The organism is Microbulbifer sp. SH-1, assembly GCF_011326135.1.
Taxonomy (GTDB): Bacteria; Pseudomonadota; Gammaproteobacteria; order Pseudomonadales; family Cellvibrionaceae; genus Microbulbifer; species Microbulbifer harenosus.
In genome coordinates, this window is the sequence record NZ_CP046948.1 from 3,561,473 (window position 1) to 3,582,030 (window position 20,558).

Consider the following 20,558-nt stretch of genomic DNA (forward strand, 5'->3'; position numbering starts at 1 on the left):
GCCGGCTGATTAAATCTGCGCTTGCGTTTTCAACGAGAGCCAGTGAGAAAAAGACCGATGTTCACTTACCAGGTAGAACCCCGTTTCAGCGAAACCGACGCCCTCGGGCACATCAACAACACTGTGCTGCCGGTGTGGTTCGAACAGGGCCGCATGCCGATTTTCCAGCTGTTCAATCCGGACTTGTCGCTGGTCAAGTGGAACCTGATCCTGAAAAAAATGGAGGTGGATTTTGTCGCCCAGATCTACCTGTTCGCACCGGTGGAAGTGAGAACCAGCCTGAGTGCGGTGGGCAACACCTCGATGACCATCCATCAGGAAGTGTGGCAGAAGGGCCAACTAGTGGCTCAGGGGGACTGCGTGATGGTGCACTTCGATTACGACAAGCAGAGTAAGGCGCCGATCCCCGATGCGGTGCGGGAAAAACTACTGCGGCACCTCGCCTGATCCAGAAGTCGGGGTCAGACGCTGACCACCTGATTGCGGCCGGCACTCTTGGCGCGGTACATGCGTGAGTCCGCTTCCGCCAGCAACTGGTTCTGGCCGTCGGTTCCGGCGTTGCCCTCAGCCACGCCGAAGCTGATGGAGATCTTTACGTCCTCCGCATAGGTCTCGCTCAGCGCTTCCACCTTTTGGCGCAACTTCTCCGCCAGGATACCGCCGCCATCCACGTCGGTATTCGGCAGGAGGATCAGGAATTCCTCCCCGCCCCAGCGCGCCACCACATCGTCCGCGCGGGTGCTTTCGCGCAAGGTCTGCGCCACATCCCGCAGTACGCGGTCGCCGAAGCTGTGGCCAAAGGTATCGTTGATGGCCTTGAAACTGTCCAGATCGCCGATCAACACCGTGTAGCGCCCCGCCAGTTCGCGGTTGCGCCGCTCCAGTTCATTGATAGCGCGGTAGGCTTCACGCCGGTTGGCGAGGCCGGTGAGCGCGTCGGTGCAGGCGTGGTTCTCCAGCTCCGCGGTGAGCTTATGCAGCATCTGCTGGGTTTGGTGGCGGCTGCTGTCGAGGATCGCGGTGAGCGCGGTCAGCGCGCCGAAAATGGCAATAAAGCGCACGCGGTGGCCGGTGTCGTACTGGGCCAGCAGGCCGGGAAAATCCGGGTAGAACAGGATCAGCGCGGTGGCACCGCCGACAATGCCAAGCGTCACCGTGCCCCACTTGTAGCCATAGAGGTTGATGAACCCGGGCACCAGCATCACCGCCCACATCAATCCGGTGTTGTTCACGCCGCCAGACAGCAGCAGGTAAAAATAGAGCACCAGCAGCAGCGCGCCCACCAGCACCGGTGTCTTGCGGCTGGGGCCGGCGATATTGACGCCGATGTAGGCTCCCAGAATCACCGCGGTCACCGCCGACAGGGTGCCGGCGAGAAACAGGTCCGCGGCCATCAGCGCGATCACACCCATGGCACCGGTAATGGCGAGGGCAAAAATCAACATATAGCCGGAGGCCTGAATGCGGCGGCGCAGGTCCAGGCCCAAAACCTGGGCGATAGGATCCTGGGCGATAGCGTCGAAATCCGGGTGGTCTGAGTTGACGCCGGCGCGCGGATTGAGCGGTGCAGAAGTTTCCATCTTTCCTGGTCTTGTTCGAATTGTCATCGCGGCCTGTTCCATAGGCCGTCATACCCCGGGCTCGCAGACAGACACCCGCGGCCAACGGGCTATAGTAATGGCGAACAGTACTGGCGCGGAGACCGGCATGGGACAGCTGCAACTGATTTGTGACGAAATTCTCATTATTGGGGCCGACGCCCTTGTATGTCCTGCACATAAACACCTGATTCGCGGTCGCGGTCTTTCTGCGCAGATCTATGACCGCGCCGGCGAGACTCTGGTGAGTGAGTGCTCGCAGCTACCGGAGTGTGCGGTGGGCGAGGCCCGTATCACCAGTGCCCCCAATCTTCCGGTGCAATATCTGCTCCACACCGTCACCCCGCAGTGGAGCAGCGGCGATCAGTGGGGCGCGCGTGGGCTGGAGCAATTGCGTCAGTGCTATGAGAGTGTGCTGGAGCTTGCGCGTCAGCGCGGCTTGAAGCGACTGCTGTTTCCGGCACTCGGTGCCGGCACCAACCGCTTTCCCCACGAGTTGGCGGCACACCAGGGGCTTGAAGCTTTGCACCGCGCGCGCAACGATTTTTCCCTGATAACCGTCTGCCTGCACAGCAAGGCGGCACTGGCGGACTGGCATCGGGTAAACACGCGCTTCTACGGCAGATCAACGTCCGCTGAACACGGGTCGTGAAACCGTCGCGGCGCCGGCAACTGCAGCGGGAACACCGGCCGGAAAATATTGCCCGCCGCCTGCGACAGCCGCGGCGTCCGGAGCGGATGTCCGATCTGGTGCTGGGTGCCATCGACGGCTGCATCACCACGTTTGCGATTGTCTCCGGGGCCTTCGGCGCGGGATTTCCTCCTCTAGTGGTGCTGGTGATGGGGGTGGCCAACCTGCTGGCAGACGGTGTCAGTATGGCGGTGAGCAACTACGAGGCGGTCAGTGCCCAGCGACGTTTTGCCGAGCACGCGCGCCGCACCGAAGAGCAGCATATCCGTGTGGTGCCCGAGGGAGAGCGCGAAGAAATCCGGCAAATTTTTGCCAACAAGGGGTTCAGTGGTGAGAACCTGGAGCACATTGTCGATACAGTGACTGCAGACCGGACGCTGTGGATAGATACCATGCTGAGCGAGGAATACGGGCTCAGCCTTGTCGACCCCAACCCACTGGCCTCAGCCTGGTGGACTTTCGTGGCCTTTGTTGTGGTGGGGCTGATTCCTCTACTGCCGTTTTTATATGCTGGGGATAACTTTGCGCAGAAATTTACCATCAGCACGGCGCTTGCCGGACTGGTGTTTTTTTCCATCGGCCTGCTGAAGGGGTGGGTGTTTCAAACTTCCCTGGTGCGCGCGGGGTTCGGCACATTTCTGCTGGGAAGTGGCGCGGCGGGCATTGCTTTTGCCGTTGGAACTATTCTCCAGCAGGCATTCGGGGTCGCGTAGCAATCCGCCGCAGGAAACCTGAACAATCAATTCCCATTCAGATTGTTGCGAACCTCCAGCGCATCGTAGCTTTCAATGCTTTCCTGGCTGTCTGTCCCCGCCGGACGTACACCGCGGCCCATGCGAATTTCGAGGCTGGTTTCGGTACTGACGCGCTTGTTTTGGGCATGACTACCGGTGTGCAGGCTGGCGGAATAGCTTGTGGGCGCCGGGCGGGTGCTGGTGGTGCAGGTCAGCAATCCGCAGTCGCGGGTGGTGACGTAATCCGGGCCGCTGCGGTAGCTGGTACTGGCACCGAATCCGCTCTCCGGCATTCCGTGATCCACTTGGGTGTCCTGGCGTATTACGACAAACCAGTCGAAATCCTCAAGCAGAGTGAGCTCGGCGGCGCGCAGCAGAGCGTAATCTTCCGCCTCGCCACGATTGTTGCCACGGGATTTGTAGCTGACCCGGTAGCGGTCTTCGGCGATCTTGCTCTCCCGGTAGCCATAGCCCGCCCCCTTGGCAGCCCTGTAGCCAGGTGAGTGGGTGGATGAAGACGTGCATCCCGTGCTCAGAATCAGGGCCATCACGGTGGCAAAAATAGCGCTGGCTGATTTGATATTGAAGATTTTCATGGCTGGTCTTCCCTGTTGCTGTGGAAACTGATGTGAAGTCAACGTCGCAGCATGCGCGCGTCACTTACCGGGTTGACGGCCCCACTGTGGATTTATTCCAACCTTTTCCAATTAATTTTTGCTCCTGATCTGGCGCGAGGGTTTCCGCGGCCATGGCGTCCAGTGCACTGTCCAGTAGCGACCCCCCGGTAGCGGTCTGATAGCTGCCCGGCGCCTGCACTACCTCCAGCTGTATCGAGGCGGCCAGCTGCCACAGGCCACCGTCACTGCGACAGGCGATGTTCTCCGAGCCCCGGGTACCATCGCGCAGTTGGAACTGGCGGCAGTAATCTCCCTGCTGATTGCGGAAGGTCAGGCGGGGGGTAATGGTGCGGCCGTCCGCCAGTTCTTGACTGACGCCGCTGGGGGCCCGCTCTAGGCTGGCGGCTACGGTTTGCCACTGATCACCGCCGGCATTGGGCTGCGGCAGCAGCCAGCCGGCGCCGAGGCCGATAGCCAGTGCCACCGCCGCGGCCATGCCCGTGTGGCGCTGCAGCTGCTGCTGGGTCTTTTGCTGGGCGCGCCGCCACAGGGGGAAAGCGACAATCTCGGCGCTTGCCGGTTGCTTCTGTGTCAGCAGATCGGTTACTGCGCCGGGCATTGGGCGCTGATCGATGGAGGAGTAGGTTTCATTCACGGCCTGATCCACTGCCGCCAGTTGCGCCAGTCGATCAGCGAGGGATTCGTCCACTGTCAGCTGTGCGCGGATCTGATCCATTTGTGCCTCCGGCAGCTCTCTGTCCAGAAAGGCGCTCAGTTGTTCGTCAGTGATTGAGGAGCGATTGGCTGGGTTGTGTTGGCTCATCAGGTGGTCCTCGTTGCGGGCGCATTCAGTGTCTCGCACAGGGCGGCGCGGGCGCGCGCCAGCCGGCTCATCACGGTGCCTATGGGTATTTCCAAGGTGGCGGCCACATCTTTGTAGGACAGGCCCTGTAGCGCCACCAATGACAGAATCGAGCGCTGCTCGTCCGGCAGCCGGTTCATGGCGCGGTTTACCCGCTCCAGTTCCATTTCACCGGTTACCGCCCGCTCGCCATCCACCACCTGGCCCTCCGCGAGCTCCGGTTGCTCTGCCGCTTCCATACGGACCTTGCGCGCACGGTACTCGTCGATCCATAGGTTGCGGCACACCCGAAACGCCCATTTGGCCAGCTCCACATCTGCCGGCATCTGGCGACTCAGGATACGCTCCACGGTGTTTTGCAGCAGATCGTCCGCATCTGCCATGGACCCGGTGAGGGAAAACGCAAAGCGCCGGATCGACGGTAGCAGTGACGTCAGCTCGTCTCGCATGGTCATGTTCTCGTTCGACTTCTTGTTCAACTTGCCTGGTTAACGGCCTGGCCCCCGATTTATTCCAAGTTTCTGCGAATTTTTTCTCTGTGCGGGAATTTTACCGGTACTGAGCCGTGTTACCTGGACGCGCCGCGCATTTTCTTCTGCCGCGGGCTAATGCGAGAATATCCCCATGAAAAGACCCCGCAAAAACTCACGGTGCATCGGCACTGCTACCCTCGGACTGCTGCTCGCCCTGCCGCTTGCGGCAATGGCCCAAGTGGTCAGCCTTGATCCGGTGGTGGACTCTGTCGGTCAGATCACCCGAGAGAGCGAGCGGGTCGCCCGCGAGATGGAGCGCCGCGCCGCGCGTGCCGCACGGGAAGCCCAGAGCCGCGCCAAACAACAGACGCAGCAGCTCACTGCTGCGGTAGAACAGGTCGCCAGTACCGGCCTGCAACGGATACCGGTGCTCAACAGCACCGGTGCCGTGGCCCTGGTGGAAGTAGAAGTTGAGCCTGGCCTGTGGGCAGTGGAGCGCCAGTGGCTGGCCATGCTGGACGCCGGCGAGCTCTCCCAGGTACGGACATTGGAGCAAACGCTGGATATCGAAATCCTCGAGCAGACGGATTTCGCCGAGCTGGGGTTGAGCCTACTGCGCTTTCGCGTGCCGGAGACCGTGGACTCACGGGCAGCGCTGTCCAGGTACCTGCCGGCATCGCTGGTGGAGCGCCTGGATCGCAACCATATTTTCCGGCCGCAGGCGAGCGACGAAAGTGCCGGTGGTGGTGAAATGCCTGCGCCGGCCTCCGCGATCTGCGAGGCATCCTTTGCCATCGGCATGGTGGATACAGCGATACAACTGGATCACCCGGCGTTTCGGGACCGCCGCATCGAACAGAAGTCTTTTCTTGACCCCGAATTACCATCACCGGATGCCCATGGCACCGCAGTGGCAGGGGTGCTGATTGGCGCATTGCCGACGCGTACCTCCCGTTTGCCCCACGCCACCCTGTACAACGCCTCGGTGTTCTACCCGCGGGATCAATTCGCCCAGGGCGCGACCATGATGCAGCTGGTGGCCGCGTTGGACTGGTTGCTGGCAAAAGACGTGTCGGTGATCAATATGAGTCTGAGTGGCCCCCACAACCGCGTGCTGCAGGCGGCGCTGATTCAGGTGATGGATAAAGGAAAAGTTGTGGTTGCCGCCGCCGGCAATGGCGGCCCTGCCGCGCCGCCGCTGTACCCCGCGGCCTACCCGGGCGTGATTTCCGCCACCGCGGTGGACGACCGCAAAAATATTTACCGCTGGGCCAATCGCGGCGACTACTTGGATTTTGCCGCACACGGCGTGCGGGTGATGACCGCGCGCAGCGGTGGGGGCTTTGGCCGCGAAAGCGGTACTTCCATTGCCGCGCCTGTGGTTTCGGCGTTTGCCGCCTGTGAGCGGGCGGCCCATCCGGGTGCGGTGATATTGGAAAAGCTGGCCGCAAGGGCCAGCGATCTGGGGGAACCGGGCCGCGACCCGGTGTTTGGCTTCGGCTTGCTCGGGGACTTCTCCGCGGTGCCTTAAAGGCTGGTGTTCAACTAGAAACTGGCACTCAACATCAGCGAGGCCAGCGTCTCTTCGTAATCCGCCCCGGCCACTGGCGAGCTGTGATTACCGCGACTCACCTTGCCGGTCAGAGACAGCGACGGTGTCATCGCCAGTTCCCAGCTGGCCTCCAGGGTGCGGCGAAAATCCCGGCGCTTGTCTGACGGTGCTGGTGGCAGTGCATCGTCCTGGCCCGGCAGTAAGGACGTATCCAGAGGCGTATCCACGGCGGAAAATTCCGATGCATAGTTGCGCCGGTCAAATCGCCACCCCAGTTGCAGGGTGTTATCGAAGTCCACCAGGGTGAACTTGTGCGACAGGCGCGCGCGCAGGCTGCGACCGCGATAGTCCAGGCTGTCGGAAACAGCATCCTCGTTTTCCCAGCTGGCACCGAGGGAGATAAAACTGCGCGCGCCGGCGAAAAAGACAAACATATCACTGTCGACCACATCCGCCAGTGCATCCCGCAGCGGGTTGCCGGAAAAGTCCTTATCCCGCTGGCCGAAAGCGCCGCGCAGATACACCCGCTCGCCGATCAGTCTGCCCGCATATACGCTACCCAGAGTCAGCGTCAGTAACGGCGAGTCGTCCAGGGTGGCATTCGCCCGGTATAGGCTGGCACCCAGAGTGAGCGCACTGAAATCGTAACTGGCATCCAGCGACCAGGTGCCGGTGCGCTGATCGAAGTCTGCAAACGTTTGGTAGTTTTTCCACTGGTGGCGGTATCCGGCCTTGATGGTAAGCGCCTCGTTGAGGTCCACCTTTCCCCGCGCATCGGCGTGTAACAGAAATGCACTGTCTCCGCTGTCCTGTGTACGGTCCAGTTCCTGAATGGACAGATTGCTGTCGTGCTCCATTCCCGCACCGGCCTCGAAGGAAAAATCGGTTTTGGTTTCCGCTGTGGCGAACCCGCAAAAAATTCCGCAGCAGAGGGTTAAGGCGCTGCGGTATATACGTGACTGATTGATGCTGTGGTTATTCATGGTATCGGTTTTCATGGTTTGGCTTCCGTGTAATTTATTACTGCTGCCCGTGCGAAGGTGCCGGGTCAAGCGCGCACCCGGCACCGGTGTTGAATGGATGTTGAATGGGTTTTGAATGGGTTTTGAAAGGGAACTCCGGCCGCTTACAGGCCGCCCAGCAGGGAGGTATCCAGTGTCTGTTCCACGCTGGCTTGCACTGATTCCTGCACTGCTGCGGCAACTTCGCCCCCCACCGCTGCAGCCACCTGCCCGGCAATCTCTGCATCCAGTGCACCTTGTGCAGTGGCGGCAACGGTGGAGGAGAGGCTTGAGGAGACTGCTGCGGATAGTGTTTCATCCACGCTGCCCTTTACCGCGCCGGCATTTGCCACAACCGCGGTGGCTGCCAGTCCACTGGCGAGCGCCTCGGAGGAAGTAGCGCTAACAGTACCCATCGCACTGGCCGCCGTATTCAGAGAGACATTGGCATTCTGCTCGGCACTGTGCTCGGCGGTGTGTTCAGTGCGCTGCCCGGTGTTGGCGACCGCCTGTCCTGTGCCGCTGTTGTGAACCCCGGTTTCGAAACCGGTATTGGCGCTGGCCGACACCTGAACACTGGCGTGCTCCGACACACCGCTGTTGCTGTGCATTTCCGCTGGCGCTGATTCCTGCCCGTGGGCACTGGCCACCAGTAACAGGCTGGCCGCGGAAATCAGCTGGCTTTTCAAAAAGGAGCGGGAAAAGGAAGTGAAAGTTGGCATTTTGTTGTCCTCATGTTTTACGGTGCAATCAGTTGACTTGCACAGGGACAACGGGTGGGAAACGGGTTTATTCCCGAAACTTAAAAGTATTCAGTAAAAACTACCCGGGAGAGCCGGAGGCGGACTTTTATTTGTAGGGCGTGCTGCTGTGGAGCTGGATATTCCCGGATTCACAACAGCGCGGACCCGGGCACACCGACCATGAGAGAACCCTTTCTCAAGGACGGTGCGTTGAAGCAATTCGCACATCGGTGCAAAGGTGGCGTTACCCCCAGTCGCTGATCCGTGGATAACCCATAGCCGACAGGCCTGCAGGATCGGTTCGATTCAGCATTCGTGGTATCAGGCTTTTTTAACAAATTCGGACTTGAGCATCATGTCGCCGGCGCCGTCGACTTTGCAGTCAATATTGTGGTCGCCATCCACCAGCCTCTTGATGGTCGCTTTGGTACCAATTTTAAGCACCATTGACGACCCTTTGACCTTCAGGTCTTTGATCAGGGTGACCTTGTCGCCATCCACCAGCTGGGTGCCATTCGCGTCCTTGACCAGCAGCGCGTCTTCATCGACGACCTCGGCCGACGGGTTCCATTCATGGGCACACTCGGGGCAGATCAGCATGTCCTGATCCTGATACACATAGGCGGACTGGCATTTTGGACAGGCGGGCAAGGTGGAGCTCATAGAAACCTCTTGATCGGAAATTGGAAGTGGCTTAGCTTCTTTTTCGGACATTATAACAACATTGTAATGCGGTTATAACATAAAGCTCGGGAAACGATGACCCATGATTGCGCTGAGAGAAGCTTACAACGCAGGTTTGCTGGGCAGGCAGCACTGGTTGAACAACCTTGTGGCGGGGTTGGTTGTCGGCATCGTCGCGCTGCCACTGGCGATGGCATTTGCCATAGCCTCCGGCGCCAAGCCGGAACAGGGAATTTATACCGCGATCATTGCCGGCTTTATCGTATCGGTGTTTGGCGGCAGCAAGGTGCAGATCGCAGGCCCCACCGGCGCCTTTATCGTGGTTCTCTCCGGTATTACTGCGCAGTACGGCATAGTAGGGCTGCAAATCGCGACGTTTATGGCCGGCCTGATTTTGCTCGCTTTGGGCCTGACGAAAATGGGGGGAATCATCAAATTCATCCCTGCCCCGGTCATCGTCGGGTTTACCGCCGGGATTGGTGTCATTATCTGGGTGGGGCAGTGGCGCGATTTTTTTGGCTTGCCGGAGGCGGGCGGCGAGTATTTCCATGAAAAACTCCTGCACTTGATTTACGCGCTGCCACAGTTTCACCTCCCCACCACACTGCTTGCGTTTGCATCCTTGGGGCTGGTGATTTTTACCCCCCGTATTCCCCGGATGAAACGCGTTCCCGGCCCGCTTGTGGCACTGGTGTTTGCCACTGTCGCACAAAGTGTTTTTCACTTTGACGGCGTCAGGACAATCGGCAGCGCCTTCGGTGGAATTCCCCAGGGTTTGCCAATGTTGCATTTCCCTGTGCCGGAGTGGTCGCAGATCATCGAACTGATCGGCCCCGCCTTCACCATAGCCATGCTGGGGGCGATTGAATCGCTGCTCTCCGCCGTGGTCGCAGACGGCATGGCCGGAACCCACCACGATTCCAATCAGGAGCTTGTGGGCCAGGGTATTGCGAATCTGTTTACACCGCTATTTGGCGGGTTCGCGGCCACCGGCGCAATTGCCAGAACCGCAACCAACATCCGCAACGGCGGCAACAGTCCAATTGCAGGGATCGTCCACTCGATCACATTGGTGGTTATTCTGGTGGCACTGGCGCGCCTGGCGGAAAACATACCGCTCGCCGCATTGGCTGCGATCCTGTTTGTCGTCGCCTGGAATATGAGCGAGGCCAGGCACTTTGTAAAAATGGTCGCGCGTGCACCGAGAGCGGATGTGGCCATTTTGCTCATCACCTTTGCGTTAACCGTTTTTGCGGACCTTGTAATCGCGGTCAACATTGGCGTCATTCTGGCCACATTCCACTTCCTCAGAAGAATGGCGGCGAGTGTTGAAGTTTCACAGGCCACATCGGGGGAGATCAACCGCGAACTCTCCCGCGTGGGGGAAAAGAATATCCCGGATTCGACCCTGGTTTTCACCGTCGAAGGTCCATTCTTTTTTGGCGCGGTGGAGAATTTTGAAAGAGCCCTCGCCAATACGCATACCGATCCCGAATTTCTGATTATCCGTTTGAAGTGGGTGCCATTTATCGATGTAACGGGTCTGCAAACACTTGAAGAAGTCATCCAGGCATTACACAAGCGCGAAGTCACCGTGCTTTTGTCGGGAGCGAACAGCCGTGTCGATGGCAAACTCAGAAAGGCCGGTATTGTCGCGTTAATCGGGGAGGAGCACTATTTCCCGACATTTGATCAGAGCGTCAGGTACATCGCGGAGCTGGGCGGGTAGAGTACGCTGGAGGTGGCAAAAGCCGAGCAGCCCTCGCAATGAGATAACCCACCTGCGAAATTTCAGCGGTCAGGATGTTTCCGGTCCTGAATTTCCTGATTCATAAAATCGACATCGTGCTGTTCGAGATATTTCCGGATCAGTTGCCGGACGACCTGCGATGGCGTCAGGTCTTGCGATGCACAGAGCTGCTCAAAGGCTTTCTTTTTCCTTGGGTCAAGTAATACGGTAAAGCGCGCCGTTTTGGTTTCCATTGCACAATCCTGTATGTTCGATAGCGAACATTGTAATCCGATTATAATGCTGTGTGTAAGCCAAGGGGCTAGCCGGTTCTGACAGTACCATCCAAACAAAAAAACGGGCCCGTTGGGCCCGTTTTTTTGTTTCAGAAGAAATTACTTCTTCGCGCGCTTGCGCATGTTTTCCTGCAGGATTTTCTTGCGCAGGCGGATGTGATTCGGGGTCACTTCCACCAGTTCGTCGTCCTCGATGAACTCCAGCGCCTGCTCCAGGGTGTGGCGGATCGGCGGGGTCAGAGTCAGAGCCTCGTCGGTGCCGGCGGCGCGGATGTTGGTCAGCTGCTTGGCCTTGGTGGGGTTTACCACCAGGTCGTTGCCGCGGGAGTGGATGCCGACGATCTGGCCTTCGTAGATTTCCTCACCGTGGCCCAGGAACAGGCGGCCGCGGTCCTGCAGTGCGAACAGGCCGTAGGCCAGGGTCTTGCCCTTCACCATGGACACCAGCACGCCGTTGATGCGCTTGCCCACTTCGCCGGCTTTGACCGGGCCGTAGTGGTCGAAGATGCTGGTCATGATGCCGGAGCCGCTGGTCAGGGTCAGGAACTGGTTGCGGAAACCGATCAGGCCGCGGGACGGCACGATGAAGGTCAGGCGCACGCGGCCCTTGCCGTCCGGCTCCATGTTGGTCAGGTCCGCCTTGCGCAGGCCCAGTTCTTCCATGATGGAACCCTGGTGCTGCTCTTCCACGTCGATCACGACCTGCTCGTAGGGCTCCTGAATTTCGCCGTCGACGATTTTCTGTACCACTTCCGGGCGGGACACACCCAGCTCGAAGCCTTCGCGGCGCATGTTCTCGATCAGTACCGACAGGTGCAGTTCACCGCGGCCGGAGACCTTGAACTTGTCCGGGGTGTCGCCCTGCTCCACGCGCAGCGCCACGTTGTGGATCAGCTCCTGCTCCAGGCGCTCCTTGATGTTGCGGCTGGTCACGTACTTGCCGTCCTGGCCCGCGAACGGGGAGTCGTTGACCTGGAAGGTCATGCTCACGGTGGGCTCGTCCACGGTCAGCGCCGGCAGCGCTTCCGGGGCATCCGGGTGGCACAGGGTGTCGGAAATGTTCAGCTCGCCCACACCGGTGATACACACGATGTCGCCGGCGCTGGCCTGTTCCACTTCCACGCGCTCGAGACCCAGGTAACCCATTACCTGCAGCACCTTGGCTTTGCGGGATTTGCCCTCGCGATCCAGGATCACCACCTGCTGGTTCGGCTTCAGGGTGCCGCGCTTGATGCGGCCGACACCGATCACGCCCACGTAGCTGTTGTAGTCCAGCGCAGAGATTTGCATCTGGAAGGGACCGTTCAGGTCCACCTGCGGCGGCTTGACCTTGTCGACAATCAGCTGGAACAGCGGGGTCATGTCTTCCGCCATGTCGGTCTCGTCCATACCGGCAATGCCGTTCAGGGCGGAGGCGTAGATCACCGGGAAGTCGAGCTGTTCATCGGTGGCGCCGAGGCTGTCGAACAGGTCGAACACCTGGTCCATCACCCAGTCCGGGCGCGCGCCCGGGCGGTCGATCTTGTTGATCACAACGATCGGGTTCAGGCCCTGCTCGAACGCCTTCTGGGTCACGAAGCGGGTCTGTGGCATGGGGCCGTCCACCGCGTCCACCAGCAGCAGTACCGAGTCCACCATGGACAGTACGCGCTCTACCTCACCGCCGAAGTCGGCGTGTCCGGGGGTGTCGACGATGTTGATGCGGTAGTCGTTCCAGCGGATGGCAGTGTTCTTGGCGAGGATGGTAATACCGCGCTCTTTTTCCTGGTCGTTGGAGTCCATCACGCGCTCGGAGTCGGCGCTGCGGCGGTCCAGGGTGCCGGACTGGGACAGCAGCTTGTCCACCAGGGTGGTCTTGCCGTGGTCAACGTGGGCGATGATCGCGATATTGCGAAGATTGTCTATCACTGGGGAGTTCTCGAAGGTGGTCGGATGCCGTGCGCGGCAGGCAATCTGGGCGCGGGCGGATGAAATTGGGGGCGCATTATAGGGGGGATATGTGTCAATTGGCAGTGCTTGCTGGATAAAAATTAGCCGGAACCGGCGCTGACTACCTCTATTCCACTAAGCGGCGGATACGCGGCCTATCCGCGCCGCGCCAGCCAGGCAAGCGCACCGCGGCCGGCGGCGCGGCCGCTGGCGAAACAGGCGGTGAGCAGGTAGCCGCCGGTGGGAGCCTCCCAGTCGAGCATCTCGCCGGCGCAGAAGACCCCGGGTAGGGCCTTTAGCATCAGGCCGCCGTCCAGCGCCTCGAAGGGCACGCCGCCGGCGCTGCTGATGGCCTCCTCGATGGGGCGCGCGCGTACCAGTTCGATGGGCAGGGCCTTGATCCAGGGGGCGAGGCGGGCGGGATCCGCAAATGCGTCGCGCGGTGCGAGTTCGTGCAGCAGCGCCGCCTTGACACCGCTGAGTCCGGCCTGGCGGTGCAGGTGTTTGGCGAGAGACTGCTTGCCGCGGGGCCTGGCGAGCGCCGCGGCCAGTTTGTCTGCGGAAATCTGCGGCAGCAGGTCGAGCAGTACCCGGACGGACCCGCGCGCCTCGATCTGCCGGCGGATGGCGGCGGACAGGGCGTACACCAGGCTGCCCTCGACACCGCAGTCGGTGAGCACAAACTCACCGGTGCGCGGCGCTTCGTCATCGACGCGGAGTGCCACGTTCTTCAGCGGGGCGCCGGCGAATTTTGCCTGCAAATGTTCGCTCCACGCCGCCACTTCGAAGCCGCAGTTGCTCGGCTTGAGGGGCGAGAGGTCCACACCGCGGGCTTGCAGCAGTGAGGTCCAGCGGCCGTCCGAGCCCAGTCGCGGCCAGCTGCCGCCGCCGAGGGCCAAAAGCACCGCGTCAGCCTCGATGCGCTTTTCACCGTCCACCGTCTCCACACGCAGTGCGCCGCCGTCGCTCCAGCCCAGCCAGCGGTGACGGGTGTGGATGGTCACCCCCTGTGTGCGCAGGCGCTTCAACCAGGCGCGCAGCAGCGGCGCGGCCTTCATATCGGTAGGAAAGACCCGCCCCGAGGTGCCGACGAAGGTGCTGATGCCGAGACCGTGAATCCAGTCGCGCAGGGCGTCCGCGTCGAAGTCTTCAAGCAGGTGCACCATTTCGGTGCATCGCTCGCGGTAGCGCGACAGGAATGCTGCCTTGGGCTCTGAGTGGGTGATGTTCATGCCGCCCACCCCCGCCAGCAGGAACTTGCGCCCCACCGACGGCATGGCGTCGTACAGGTCGACATCTACCTTTGCCGCGGCCAGCACTTCTGCGGCCATCAGCCCGGCGGGACCACCGCCGATGATGGCGACGCGGGGGGCGGTGGGTTTGGCTGAATCGGTCATGGCTTTTGGGGTGGTCCCGGTGAAAACGGTGCATTCTAGCCGAGACGGACCGCTGCGGCCTCACCAGGGAGTACAGGTCGCTGCCGGTCCGACCCAGAGGTTCGCTGACCGCTGGTTCACTCCACGGCGTTCAATCGTAGACGCAGGGACTTGCCGGCCACCGGCCACTCGATGCTGTCGCCGGCTTTCAGGCCGAGCAGGGCTGCGCCCGCCGGGGTGAGCAGGGAGACGCAGTGGTCTCCGGTCTTGTTCGCCGGCAGCACCAGCTTGAGGTGGTACACCTTGCCGGACGCCTCGTTGGTAAAGCGCGCGTTGCTGTTGAGCCGCACCACGTCGCCGGGCATGTCCTTTTCCTCGCGGATCTCGGCGCGGTCCAGTTCATCGTACAGGCCTTCGACCACTTCGTTGTGCGCGGGGATACTGTCCAGCAGGTTGTAGATTTGTTCGCGATCCTCGCGGGACACGATGATTGGGGGCAGCGAAGTCATAACTTCTCCAATGCAAAGCAGGTGAATTCGGGATTGAGAGGGGCGCGGGGAACCGGGGCGCCGGATTTCCCGCGCGCTGTCGGAAACCCGGCCTAGGACTGTAAGGCAGCAGCCAGCGCACGCCCGGAGAAGGGCGCGCGTGCGGTATGTTGCGGGGCCGAAGTGGCCGGAGAGTGATGGCTGATCATGGGGCAACCATAGCACTTCTGCGCCGGTTTGCTATATCCGCGAACCGGCGGCCTGGGGGAGGTGGTAAACAGGGTGTCGGCAGAATTACCTGGGTTCATGTTCCCGCAGTGGACGAAATACTCCCACGTTGCGGTAGCCCTCGTCCAACAGGTGCGAGGCATGCAGCTTGCTCATGACGCCGCGGGCGCAGTACAGCAGGTACTGCTTGTCTTTATCTAGGGATTTGAAAGCGGTGCTGAGGCGATAAAAAGGAATCGTTTCCACCGTGGCGTTGTCGAGCTCCAGCGGATTCACTTCCTCCTCGGTGGGGTGGCGGATGTCGATGACGACGGCGTCGCCCGGCTCGGCGAACTCCTCCACGGCCGGGGCATCCTCGCCCAGGTCTTCCATTACCTCGTCGATGTTCTGCATCACCCGGTTGCCGATGGCGCGGTCGAGGATGGTGAAGTCGAAGCGGGTTTCCTCGTGCTCGACTTTCTCCAGTTTTGCGCGGGTGGTGGGTTTCACCGAGATCACACCGCAGTATTCGGGCATATTCGCGGCGAATTCCTCGGTGCCGATTTCGCGCGCGGTGCGAATGATGTCGGTCTTGTCGGAGGCAATCAGCGGGCGCAGCACCAGGGTATCGGTGACGCGGTCGATCACCGAGAGGTTCTTCAGGGTCTGGCTGGACACCTGGGCGATGGCTTCGCCGGTGACCAGCGCATCCACGTCCAGTTCCTTCGCGATCACCGTGCCCGCGCGCAACATCATGCGCTTCAGGATCACGCCCATGTGTGAGTCGTCGACGCGCTCGAGGATTTCCGCCACCACTTCATCGAATGGCACGGTGATGAACTTCACCCGGTGTGACGCGCCGTAGCGTTCCCACAGATAGAACGCCACTTCTTTCACGCCAAGCTCGTGCTGGCGCCCGCCCAGGTTGAAAAACAGGAAGTGAGTGCGGATGCCGCGCTTGATGGTGAGATAGCTGGCGACGGTGGAGTCGAAGCCGCCGGACACCAGCGAGATGACTGGGTCCTGGGTGCCCAGCGGAAAGCCGCCGAGGCCCTGGTGCAGTTGCTCGATAACGTTCAGTTTGTCGTGGCGGACTTCCAGTTTGACGGTGATGTCGGGGTTCTTCAGTTTCACCCCGGCGGCTTGGGTATTAGTGTTGAGGCCGCCGCCCACATACTGCTCCACGTCGAGGGACTGGAAGTCGTGTTTGCCGGTGCGCTTCACGCGCACGCAGAAGGTCTTACCGGCGAGCTTGTCGCCCCACACCGACAGGGTCTTGTGGTAAATGTCGTCCATGTCGCCCAGCGGGAACTGCTGCACCCGCGCGAAGTTGGCAATGCCGGGCGTGTGCGCCAGTACCTCTTCAATGCGGTCGCCGAGATGGGATACGGCATCCGGCGCGATGACATCGATTTTTTCCCAGTCCTTGCGCACCTGGATGCGGTCGTCGAGCCCGCGCATCAGCTTGCGCAGGTTGTCGGCGAGCTGGCGCGACATGCGCTTGCGCACCGGATTGCTTTTGATGGTGATCTCAGGGAAAAACTTGACGACGAAGTGCATAGGGGATGTGCCGGAACCGCAATTGACAGAAATAGGGGGCCGGGAGCGCGTTCGCCGCTTCCCGGGAAAGGTGGCGAATTATAAACTCGCTACCGGGAATTTGCTTGCAGCACCATTATGGTGCCTTGCGTGACTTCTTGGCCCCAAAATGGTGCATTCCGGGGTTTGAAAGCACCAATTTTGGGACTACCTTGGGGTTGTTCTGGGCATTGCCCGGCCGATTTGGTCCCGAACAGGGCCGCTGCCGCCGTATTCCGCGCGCCAGTCGCCGCCTACAGTCAGTTTGCCCCAATTTGGCACACTCCTTGCTTTTACTGTTGCCACAAGATACAGCGAATTGGCGCGACACATAACTTATCATTCTTGGAGGACTGCAATGTCAAAGACGCTCGGACTGATCAAAGAGAGCGAAGCCAGATGGGTAGACCTGCGCTTCACCGATACCAAGGGTAAAGAACAGCACGTTTCTATTCCTTCTAAGGAAGTAAACAGTGAATTCTTTGAAGTCGGCAAGATGTTCGATGGTTCCTCCATCGCCGGCTGGAAGGGTATCAACGAATCCGACATGGTACTGATGCCGGTCGACGATACCTCTTTCCTCGACCCCTTCACCGACGAGCCGACCGTTATCATCCGCTGTAACATCGTCGATCCGATCACCGGTCAGGGCTACGAGCGCGACCCGCGTTCCATCGCCATGCGCGCCGAGGAATACCTGAAGTCCACCGGTCTGGGCGACAAGGTACTGATGGGCCCGGAGCCCGAGTTCTTCGTATTCGACGACATTACCTGGGGTGCCGAAATGGGTGGCGCCTTCTACAAGATCAACTCCCAGGAAGCGGCCTGGTCCTCTGGTGCCAGCTTCGCTGAAGGCAACATGGGCCACCGTCCGGGCGTGAAAGGCGGCTACTTCCCGGTTCCGCCCGTCGACTCCCTGCACGACATCCGCGCTGCCATGTGCGCCGCGATGGAGCAGATGGGTCTGGAAATCGAAGTGCACCACCACGAAGTGGGCACCGCTGGCCAGTGTGAAATCGGCGTTGGCGCCAACACCCTGACCAAAAAGGCTGACGAAGTTCAGATCCTGAAGTACGCCGTGCACAACGTGGCGCACGCCTACGGCAAAACCGCCACCTTCATGCCCAAGCCGCTGGTAGGTGACAACGGTTCCGGTATGCACGTACACCATTCTTTCAGCAAGGACGGTGTTAACCAGTTCGCCGGTGACGCCTACGCAGGTCTGTCTGAAACTGCCCTGTTCTACATCGGCGGTATCATCAAGCACGCGCGCGCCCTGAACGCTATCTGTAACCCGTCCACTAACTCCTACAAGCGTCTGGTGCCGGGCTTCGAGGCGCCGGTAATCCTGGCTTACTCCGCGCGCAACCGCTCCGCATCCATCCGCATTCCATTCGTGGCGAGTCCGAAAGGCAAGCGCGTCGAGACCCGCTTCCCGGACCCGACCGCCAACCCCTACTTGTGTTTCGCGGCATTGCTGATGGCGGGCCTCGATGGCGTGAAGAACAAGATTCACCCCGGCGACCCGGCGGACAAGGATCTGTACGATCTGGAGCCGGAAGAACTGGCCGAGTACCCGACCGTTGCTTCCAGCCTGGAGCAGGCTCTGGACGCACTGGATCAGGACCGCGCCTTCCTGACCGAAGGTGGTGTATTCACCGACGACGCCATCGACGCCTTCATCGCCCTGAAGCGCGAAGAAGTGCAGCGTGTGAACATGACCACTCACCCGGTTGAGTTCGATATGTACTACTCCTGCTAATTTGGCAGGTATCGTCGGCGCATCGCACTCGGTTCGGTTCAGATGAGAGCGGTGCAAAGATGACGGGAAAGCCCACACTTCGGTGTGGGCTTTTTTTTTGTGTGACAGATGGCTAGCCTTAACAACAAGATTGAGAATGCAACAGGCGGGAATGCCCATGACAACAAGGATTGCACTGTTGGTGATGCTACTGGCAGCGCCGGCACTGGCGCTTCAGGATTCGGGTGCAGCGGCGGAGGCCCAGAGTGAGAATTCCTCTGGCGGCACCAGTGTCTACAGGATCGTCGGCCCCGACGGGCGCGTCACCTTCAGCGATACCGCACCCGCGGGCTCGAAGGCGGAAAAGATCGCGATTGGTCCCACCAATGTGCAACCCACCCCTTTGCCGCTGCGCAAGCTGTCGCCACGGGACCGCGACGCACGGGAAGAGCGGGCGGCGCGCAGTGACGACCAGCGCCCGGTGAATTTTGCCATTGTCAGCCCGGCAAACGATGCCACCATCCCCCCGGGCCAGCGCTTTATCGTGCTGCAGGTAGCGCTGGACCCGGTGCCCCGGGACGGCTACGCCTTCTACGCGGTGATCGATGGCCAGCGCTGGTCCGGCACCTCCTCGGGAACCAGCCTGGATATCTCCGCGTTGGAGCGCGGCACCCACACCATCCAGGCGGTGCTGTTGGATGCGGGTGGTCAACCGCTGGCGCAGTCTCAGGTAATCCAGGTGCATGTGAAGCGTCCCGGTGGTCAGGTGCCGGACTTCCCCGCCGAGCAGGCGCCGCAGATGCCGAAGGCGCCGCAGGTCCCCGGTATCGCCAGCCCGCCGAAGCCCCAGCCGCGCTGAAGCGGCGCCCGCGGGCACTCTCTCCGGTGCCCGCGACCATCTCTCTTCCATCCCCTACCCCATTTTTGCTCCTTCACCCCCTGTCGCCGATGCTGTCCCTCTGTTCTCCGGCCGATTTTGTGCGGCGAGACTGGCTATTTTTTGCTCTACGCACAATAATGGTGCACGTCCTGGCGGCATCTTTTTCCGGTGCCCCCGAACGTTTCCCGTGAATCCGGTTTTTGCGCCATTTTGGTTTGCTTTTTGCACTGCCAATAGGCGAGCCGAAAACGTGAACCAAATCGGTTCTCTCAACCTCGGAATTCTCAACCTCGGAAGACTGAATGCTCAACGACCGCCAGTTACGCCTGCTGCTGGACAATCTCACGTCGGCGGTTTTGGTGCTCGATGAAAACCTGTCGCTCTGCTACCTCAATTCGGCGGCAGAAGACCTGGTAGCGGCGTCCAGTGCCCGCGCCATTGGCCTGCCGCTGGAGGAAGTGGTGCGGGAATCCCGCTCCGCGGAACAGTCGCTGCGCTCGGCGCTCGCCACCGGTGAGAAGTACACCGTGCGCCGCGCCCTGTGGTTTCTGCACAACCTGGAAGAGTGCACCGTGGACTACTCGGTGACACCGCTTACCGACCTCGGCCTGTTGCTATTGGAAGTGCAGTCCATGGACCGCCTGTTGCGCATCGCGCGCGAGGATGCACTGCTCTCCGCCCAGGAGACCACCCGCAATCTGGTTCGCGGCATGGCGCACGAAGTGAAGAACCCGCTCGGCGGCATTCGCGGAGCGGCACAGTTGCTGCAAAGGGAGCTTAAAGATCTCGACGACGACGGCCTCGGTGAGTACACCCAGATCATCATTGAAGAGGCAGATCGCCTGCGCAATCTGGTGGACCGCATGCTCGGGCCGCGCAAACCGGTGAAACTGCAATCGGTGAACGTGCATTCCATCACCGAGCGGGTGGCGCAGCTGATCGAGGCGGAATGCGACGGTGCGCTGGAAATTAAACGGGATTACGACCCGTCGATTCCGGACATTCCCGCCGACAGCGAACAGTTGATCCAGGCGGTACTCAACATCGCGCGCAACGCCATGCAGGCGATTGCGGAGAATATAGGGCTGGCGGACGGCAACCTCACCATCCGCACCCGGGTGCAGCGGCAGTTCACCATTGGCCGCCGCCACTGTGCGCTGGTGTGCCGCATCGACATCGTCGACAACGGCCCGGGGATTCCGGAAGACATCCGCGAACGCATTTTTTACCCGATGATTTCCGGGCGCGCTGAGGGCTCGGGGCTGGGGCTGTCCATTTCCCAGCACATCATCAATCAGCACCGGGGGCTCATCAAATGCGAAAGCCAGCCGGGGCTGACCGAATTCCAGATTTATTTGCCGCTGGTAAGCGACTAGCGA

At 60.7% G+C, this 20,558-nt stretch carries 20 protein-coding genes; 8 read left to right on the plus strand and 12 right to left on the minus strand.

Going from position 1 to position 20,558, the window contains the following annotated elements; genetic code table 11:
- Positions 1-57: 57 nt before the first annotated feature.
- Positions 58-447 (plus strand): thioesterase family protein, encoded by a 390-nt coding sequence (locus GNX18_RS14650; RefSeq protein ID WP_166218994.1) that lies wholly within the window; start codon positions 58-60, stop codon positions 445-447.
- A gap of 14 nt (positions 448-461) precedes the next feature.
- Here the strand turns inward: GNX18_RS14650 and GNX18_RS14655 are convergent, their stop codons facing one another.
- Entirely contained in the window at positions 462-1,580 is a 1,119-nt protein-coding gene (locus tag GNX18_RS14655; RefSeq protein ID WP_138234266.1) for a diguanylate cyclase, read from the minus strand.
- 97 nt (positions 1,581-1,677) lie between these two features.
- On the opposite strand from GNX18_RS14655, the gene GNX18_RS14660 reads away from it, so the two are divergent.
- Together GNX18_RS14660 and GNX18_RS14665 are read left to right on the plus strand one after the other, a co-directional pair.
- Positions 1,678-2,250, plus strand: coding sequence for a macro domain-containing protein (locus GNX18_RS14660; protein WP_240914022.1), 573 nt, complete (start codon positions 1,678-1,680; stop codon positions 2,248-2,250).
- Entirely contained in the window at positions 2,247-3,002 is a 756-nt protein-coding gene (locus GNX18_RS14665; RefSeq protein WP_240914023.1) for a VIT1/CCC1 transporter family protein, read from the plus strand. Before GNX18_RS14660 ends, GNX18_RS14665 begins: the two co-directional genes overlap by 4 nt.
- 26 nt (positions 3,003-3,028) lie before the next feature.
- Here GNX18_RS14665 and GNX18_RS14670 read toward each other — a convergent pair whose 3' ends face one another.
- From GNX18_RS14670 to GNX18_RS14680, 3 genes are all read right to left on the minus strand, one after another.
- Entirely contained in the window at positions 3,029-3,619 is a 591-nt protein-coding gene (locus GNX18_RS14670; RefSeq protein WP_166218996.1) for a hypothetical protein, read from the minus strand.
- 64 nt (positions 3,620-3,683) lie between these two features.
- Positions 3,684-4,463: a hypothetical protein gene (locus GNX18_RS14675; protein ID WP_166218998.1), complete on the minus strand. Its 780-nt coding sequence runs from the start codon at positions 4,461-4,463 to the stop codon at positions 3,684-3,686.
- Positions 4,463-4,981, minus strand: coding sequence for an RNA polymerase sigma factor (locus GNX18_RS14680; RefSeq protein ID WP_240914024.1), 519 nt, complete (start codon positions 4,979-4,981; stop codon positions 4,463-4,465). The genes GNX18_RS14675 and GNX18_RS14680 overlap by 1 nt, the downstream gene beginning before the upstream one ends.
- 145 nt (positions 4,982-5,126) lie before the next feature.
- Here GNX18_RS14680 and GNX18_RS14685 point away from each other — a divergent pair, with 145 nt between their 5' ends.
- Positions 5,127-6,506 carry a S8 family serine peptidase gene (locus GNX18_RS14685; protein ID WP_166219000.1) on the plus strand — a complete coding sequence of 460 codons (1,380 nt, stop codon included), beginning with the start codon at positions 5,127-5,129 and terminating at the stop codon, positions 6,504-6,506.
- A 14-nt stretch (positions 6,507-6,520) separates the two neighbouring features.
- Here the strand turns inward: GNX18_RS14685 and GNX18_RS14690 are convergent, their stop codons facing one another.
- The 3 genes from GNX18_RS14690 to GNX18_RS14700 all read right to left on the minus strand — a co-directional run bounded on the left by GNX18_RS14690 (position 6,521) and on the right by GNX18_RS14700 (position 8,934).
- The gene (locus GNX18_RS14690; RefSeq protein WP_166219002.1) at positions 6,521-7,525 is read right to left on the minus strand and encodes a hypothetical protein; all 1,005 of its coding nucleotides are present in this window, start codon (positions 7,523-7,525) and stop codon (positions 6,521-6,523) included.
- Positions 7,526-7,653: 128 nt separating this feature from the next.
- Entirely contained in the window at positions 7,654-8,250 is a 597-nt protein-coding gene (locus GNX18_RS19700) for a hypothetical protein (RefSeq protein WP_240914025.1), read from the minus strand.
- 342 nt (positions 8,251-8,592) lie between these two features.
- Positions 8,593-8,934, minus strand: a complete 342-nt coding sequence (locus GNX18_RS14700) for a zinc ribbon domain-containing protein YjdM (RefSeq protein ID WP_138234267.1) — start codon at positions 8,932-8,934, stop codon at positions 8,593-8,595.
- A 103-nt stretch (positions 8,935-9,037) separates the two neighbouring features.
- Between GNX18_RS14700 and GNX18_RS14705 the strand changes: the two genes are divergently transcribed.
- Positions 9,038-10,684: a SulP family inorganic anion transporter gene (locus GNX18_RS14705; RefSeq protein WP_166219004.1), complete on the plus strand. Its 1,647-nt coding sequence runs from the start codon at positions 9,038-9,040 to the stop codon at positions 10,682-10,684.
- A 62-nt stretch (positions 10,685-10,746) separates the two neighbouring features.
- Here GNX18_RS14705 and GNX18_RS14710 read toward each other — a convergent pair whose 3' ends face one another.
- From GNX18_RS14710 to thiI, 5 genes are all read right to left on the minus strand, one after another.
- Positions 10,747-10,938 carry a ribbon-helix-helix protein, CopG family gene (locus tag GNX18_RS14710; RefSeq protein ID WP_166219006.1) on the minus strand — a complete coding sequence of 64 codons (192 nt, stop codon included), beginning with the start codon at positions 10,936-10,938 and terminating at the stop codon, positions 10,747-10,749.
- A gap of 141 nt (positions 10,939-11,079) precedes the next feature.
- Entirely contained in the window at positions 11,080-12,888 is a 1,809-nt protein-coding gene (typA, locus tag GNX18_RS14715) for a translational GTPase TypA (protein WP_138234270.1), read from the minus strand.
- 176 nt (positions 12,889-13,064) lie between these two features.
- Entirely contained in the window at positions 13,065-14,306 is a 1,242-nt protein-coding gene (locus tag GNX18_RS14720; protein ID WP_166219008.1) for a TIGR03862 family flavoprotein, read from the minus strand.
- A gap of 116 nt (positions 14,307-14,422) precedes the next feature.
- Positions 14,423-14,794 carry a GreA/GreB family elongation factor gene (locus GNX18_RS14725; RefSeq protein WP_138234272.1) on the minus strand — a complete coding sequence of 124 codons (372 nt, stop codon included), beginning with the start codon at positions 14,792-14,794 and terminating at the stop codon, positions 14,423-14,425.
- 273 nt (positions 14,795-15,067) lie between these two features.
- Positions 15,068-16,540: a tRNA uracil 4-sulfurtransferase ThiI gene (gene thiI, locus GNX18_RS14730; RefSeq protein WP_166219010.1), complete on the minus strand. Its 1,473-nt coding sequence runs from the start codon at positions 16,538-16,540 to the stop codon at positions 15,068-15,070.
- A gap of 376 nt (positions 16,541-16,916) precedes the next feature.
- Between thiI and glnA the strand changes: the two genes are divergently transcribed.
- From glnA to glnL, 3 genes are all read left to right on the plus strand, one after another.
- Positions 16,917-18,320: a glutamate--ammonia ligase gene (gene glnA, locus GNX18_RS14735; RefSeq protein WP_138234274.1), complete on the plus strand. Its 1,404-nt coding sequence runs from the start codon at positions 16,917-16,919 to the stop codon at positions 18,318-18,320.
- A 157-nt stretch (positions 18,321-18,477) separates the two neighbouring features.
- Positions 18,478-19,158, plus strand: a complete 681-nt coding sequence (locus tag GNX18_RS14740; protein WP_240914026.1) for a DUF4124 domain-containing protein — start codon at positions 18,478-18,480, stop codon at positions 19,156-19,158.
- A gap of 323 nt (positions 19,159-19,481) precedes the next feature.
- Positions 19,482-20,555, plus strand: coding sequence for a nitrogen regulation protein NR(II) (gene glnL / locus GNX18_RS14745; RefSeq protein WP_138234275.1), 1,074 nt, complete (start codon positions 19,482-19,484; stop codon positions 20,553-20,555).
- Positions 20,556-20,558: the final 3 nt, after the last annotated feature.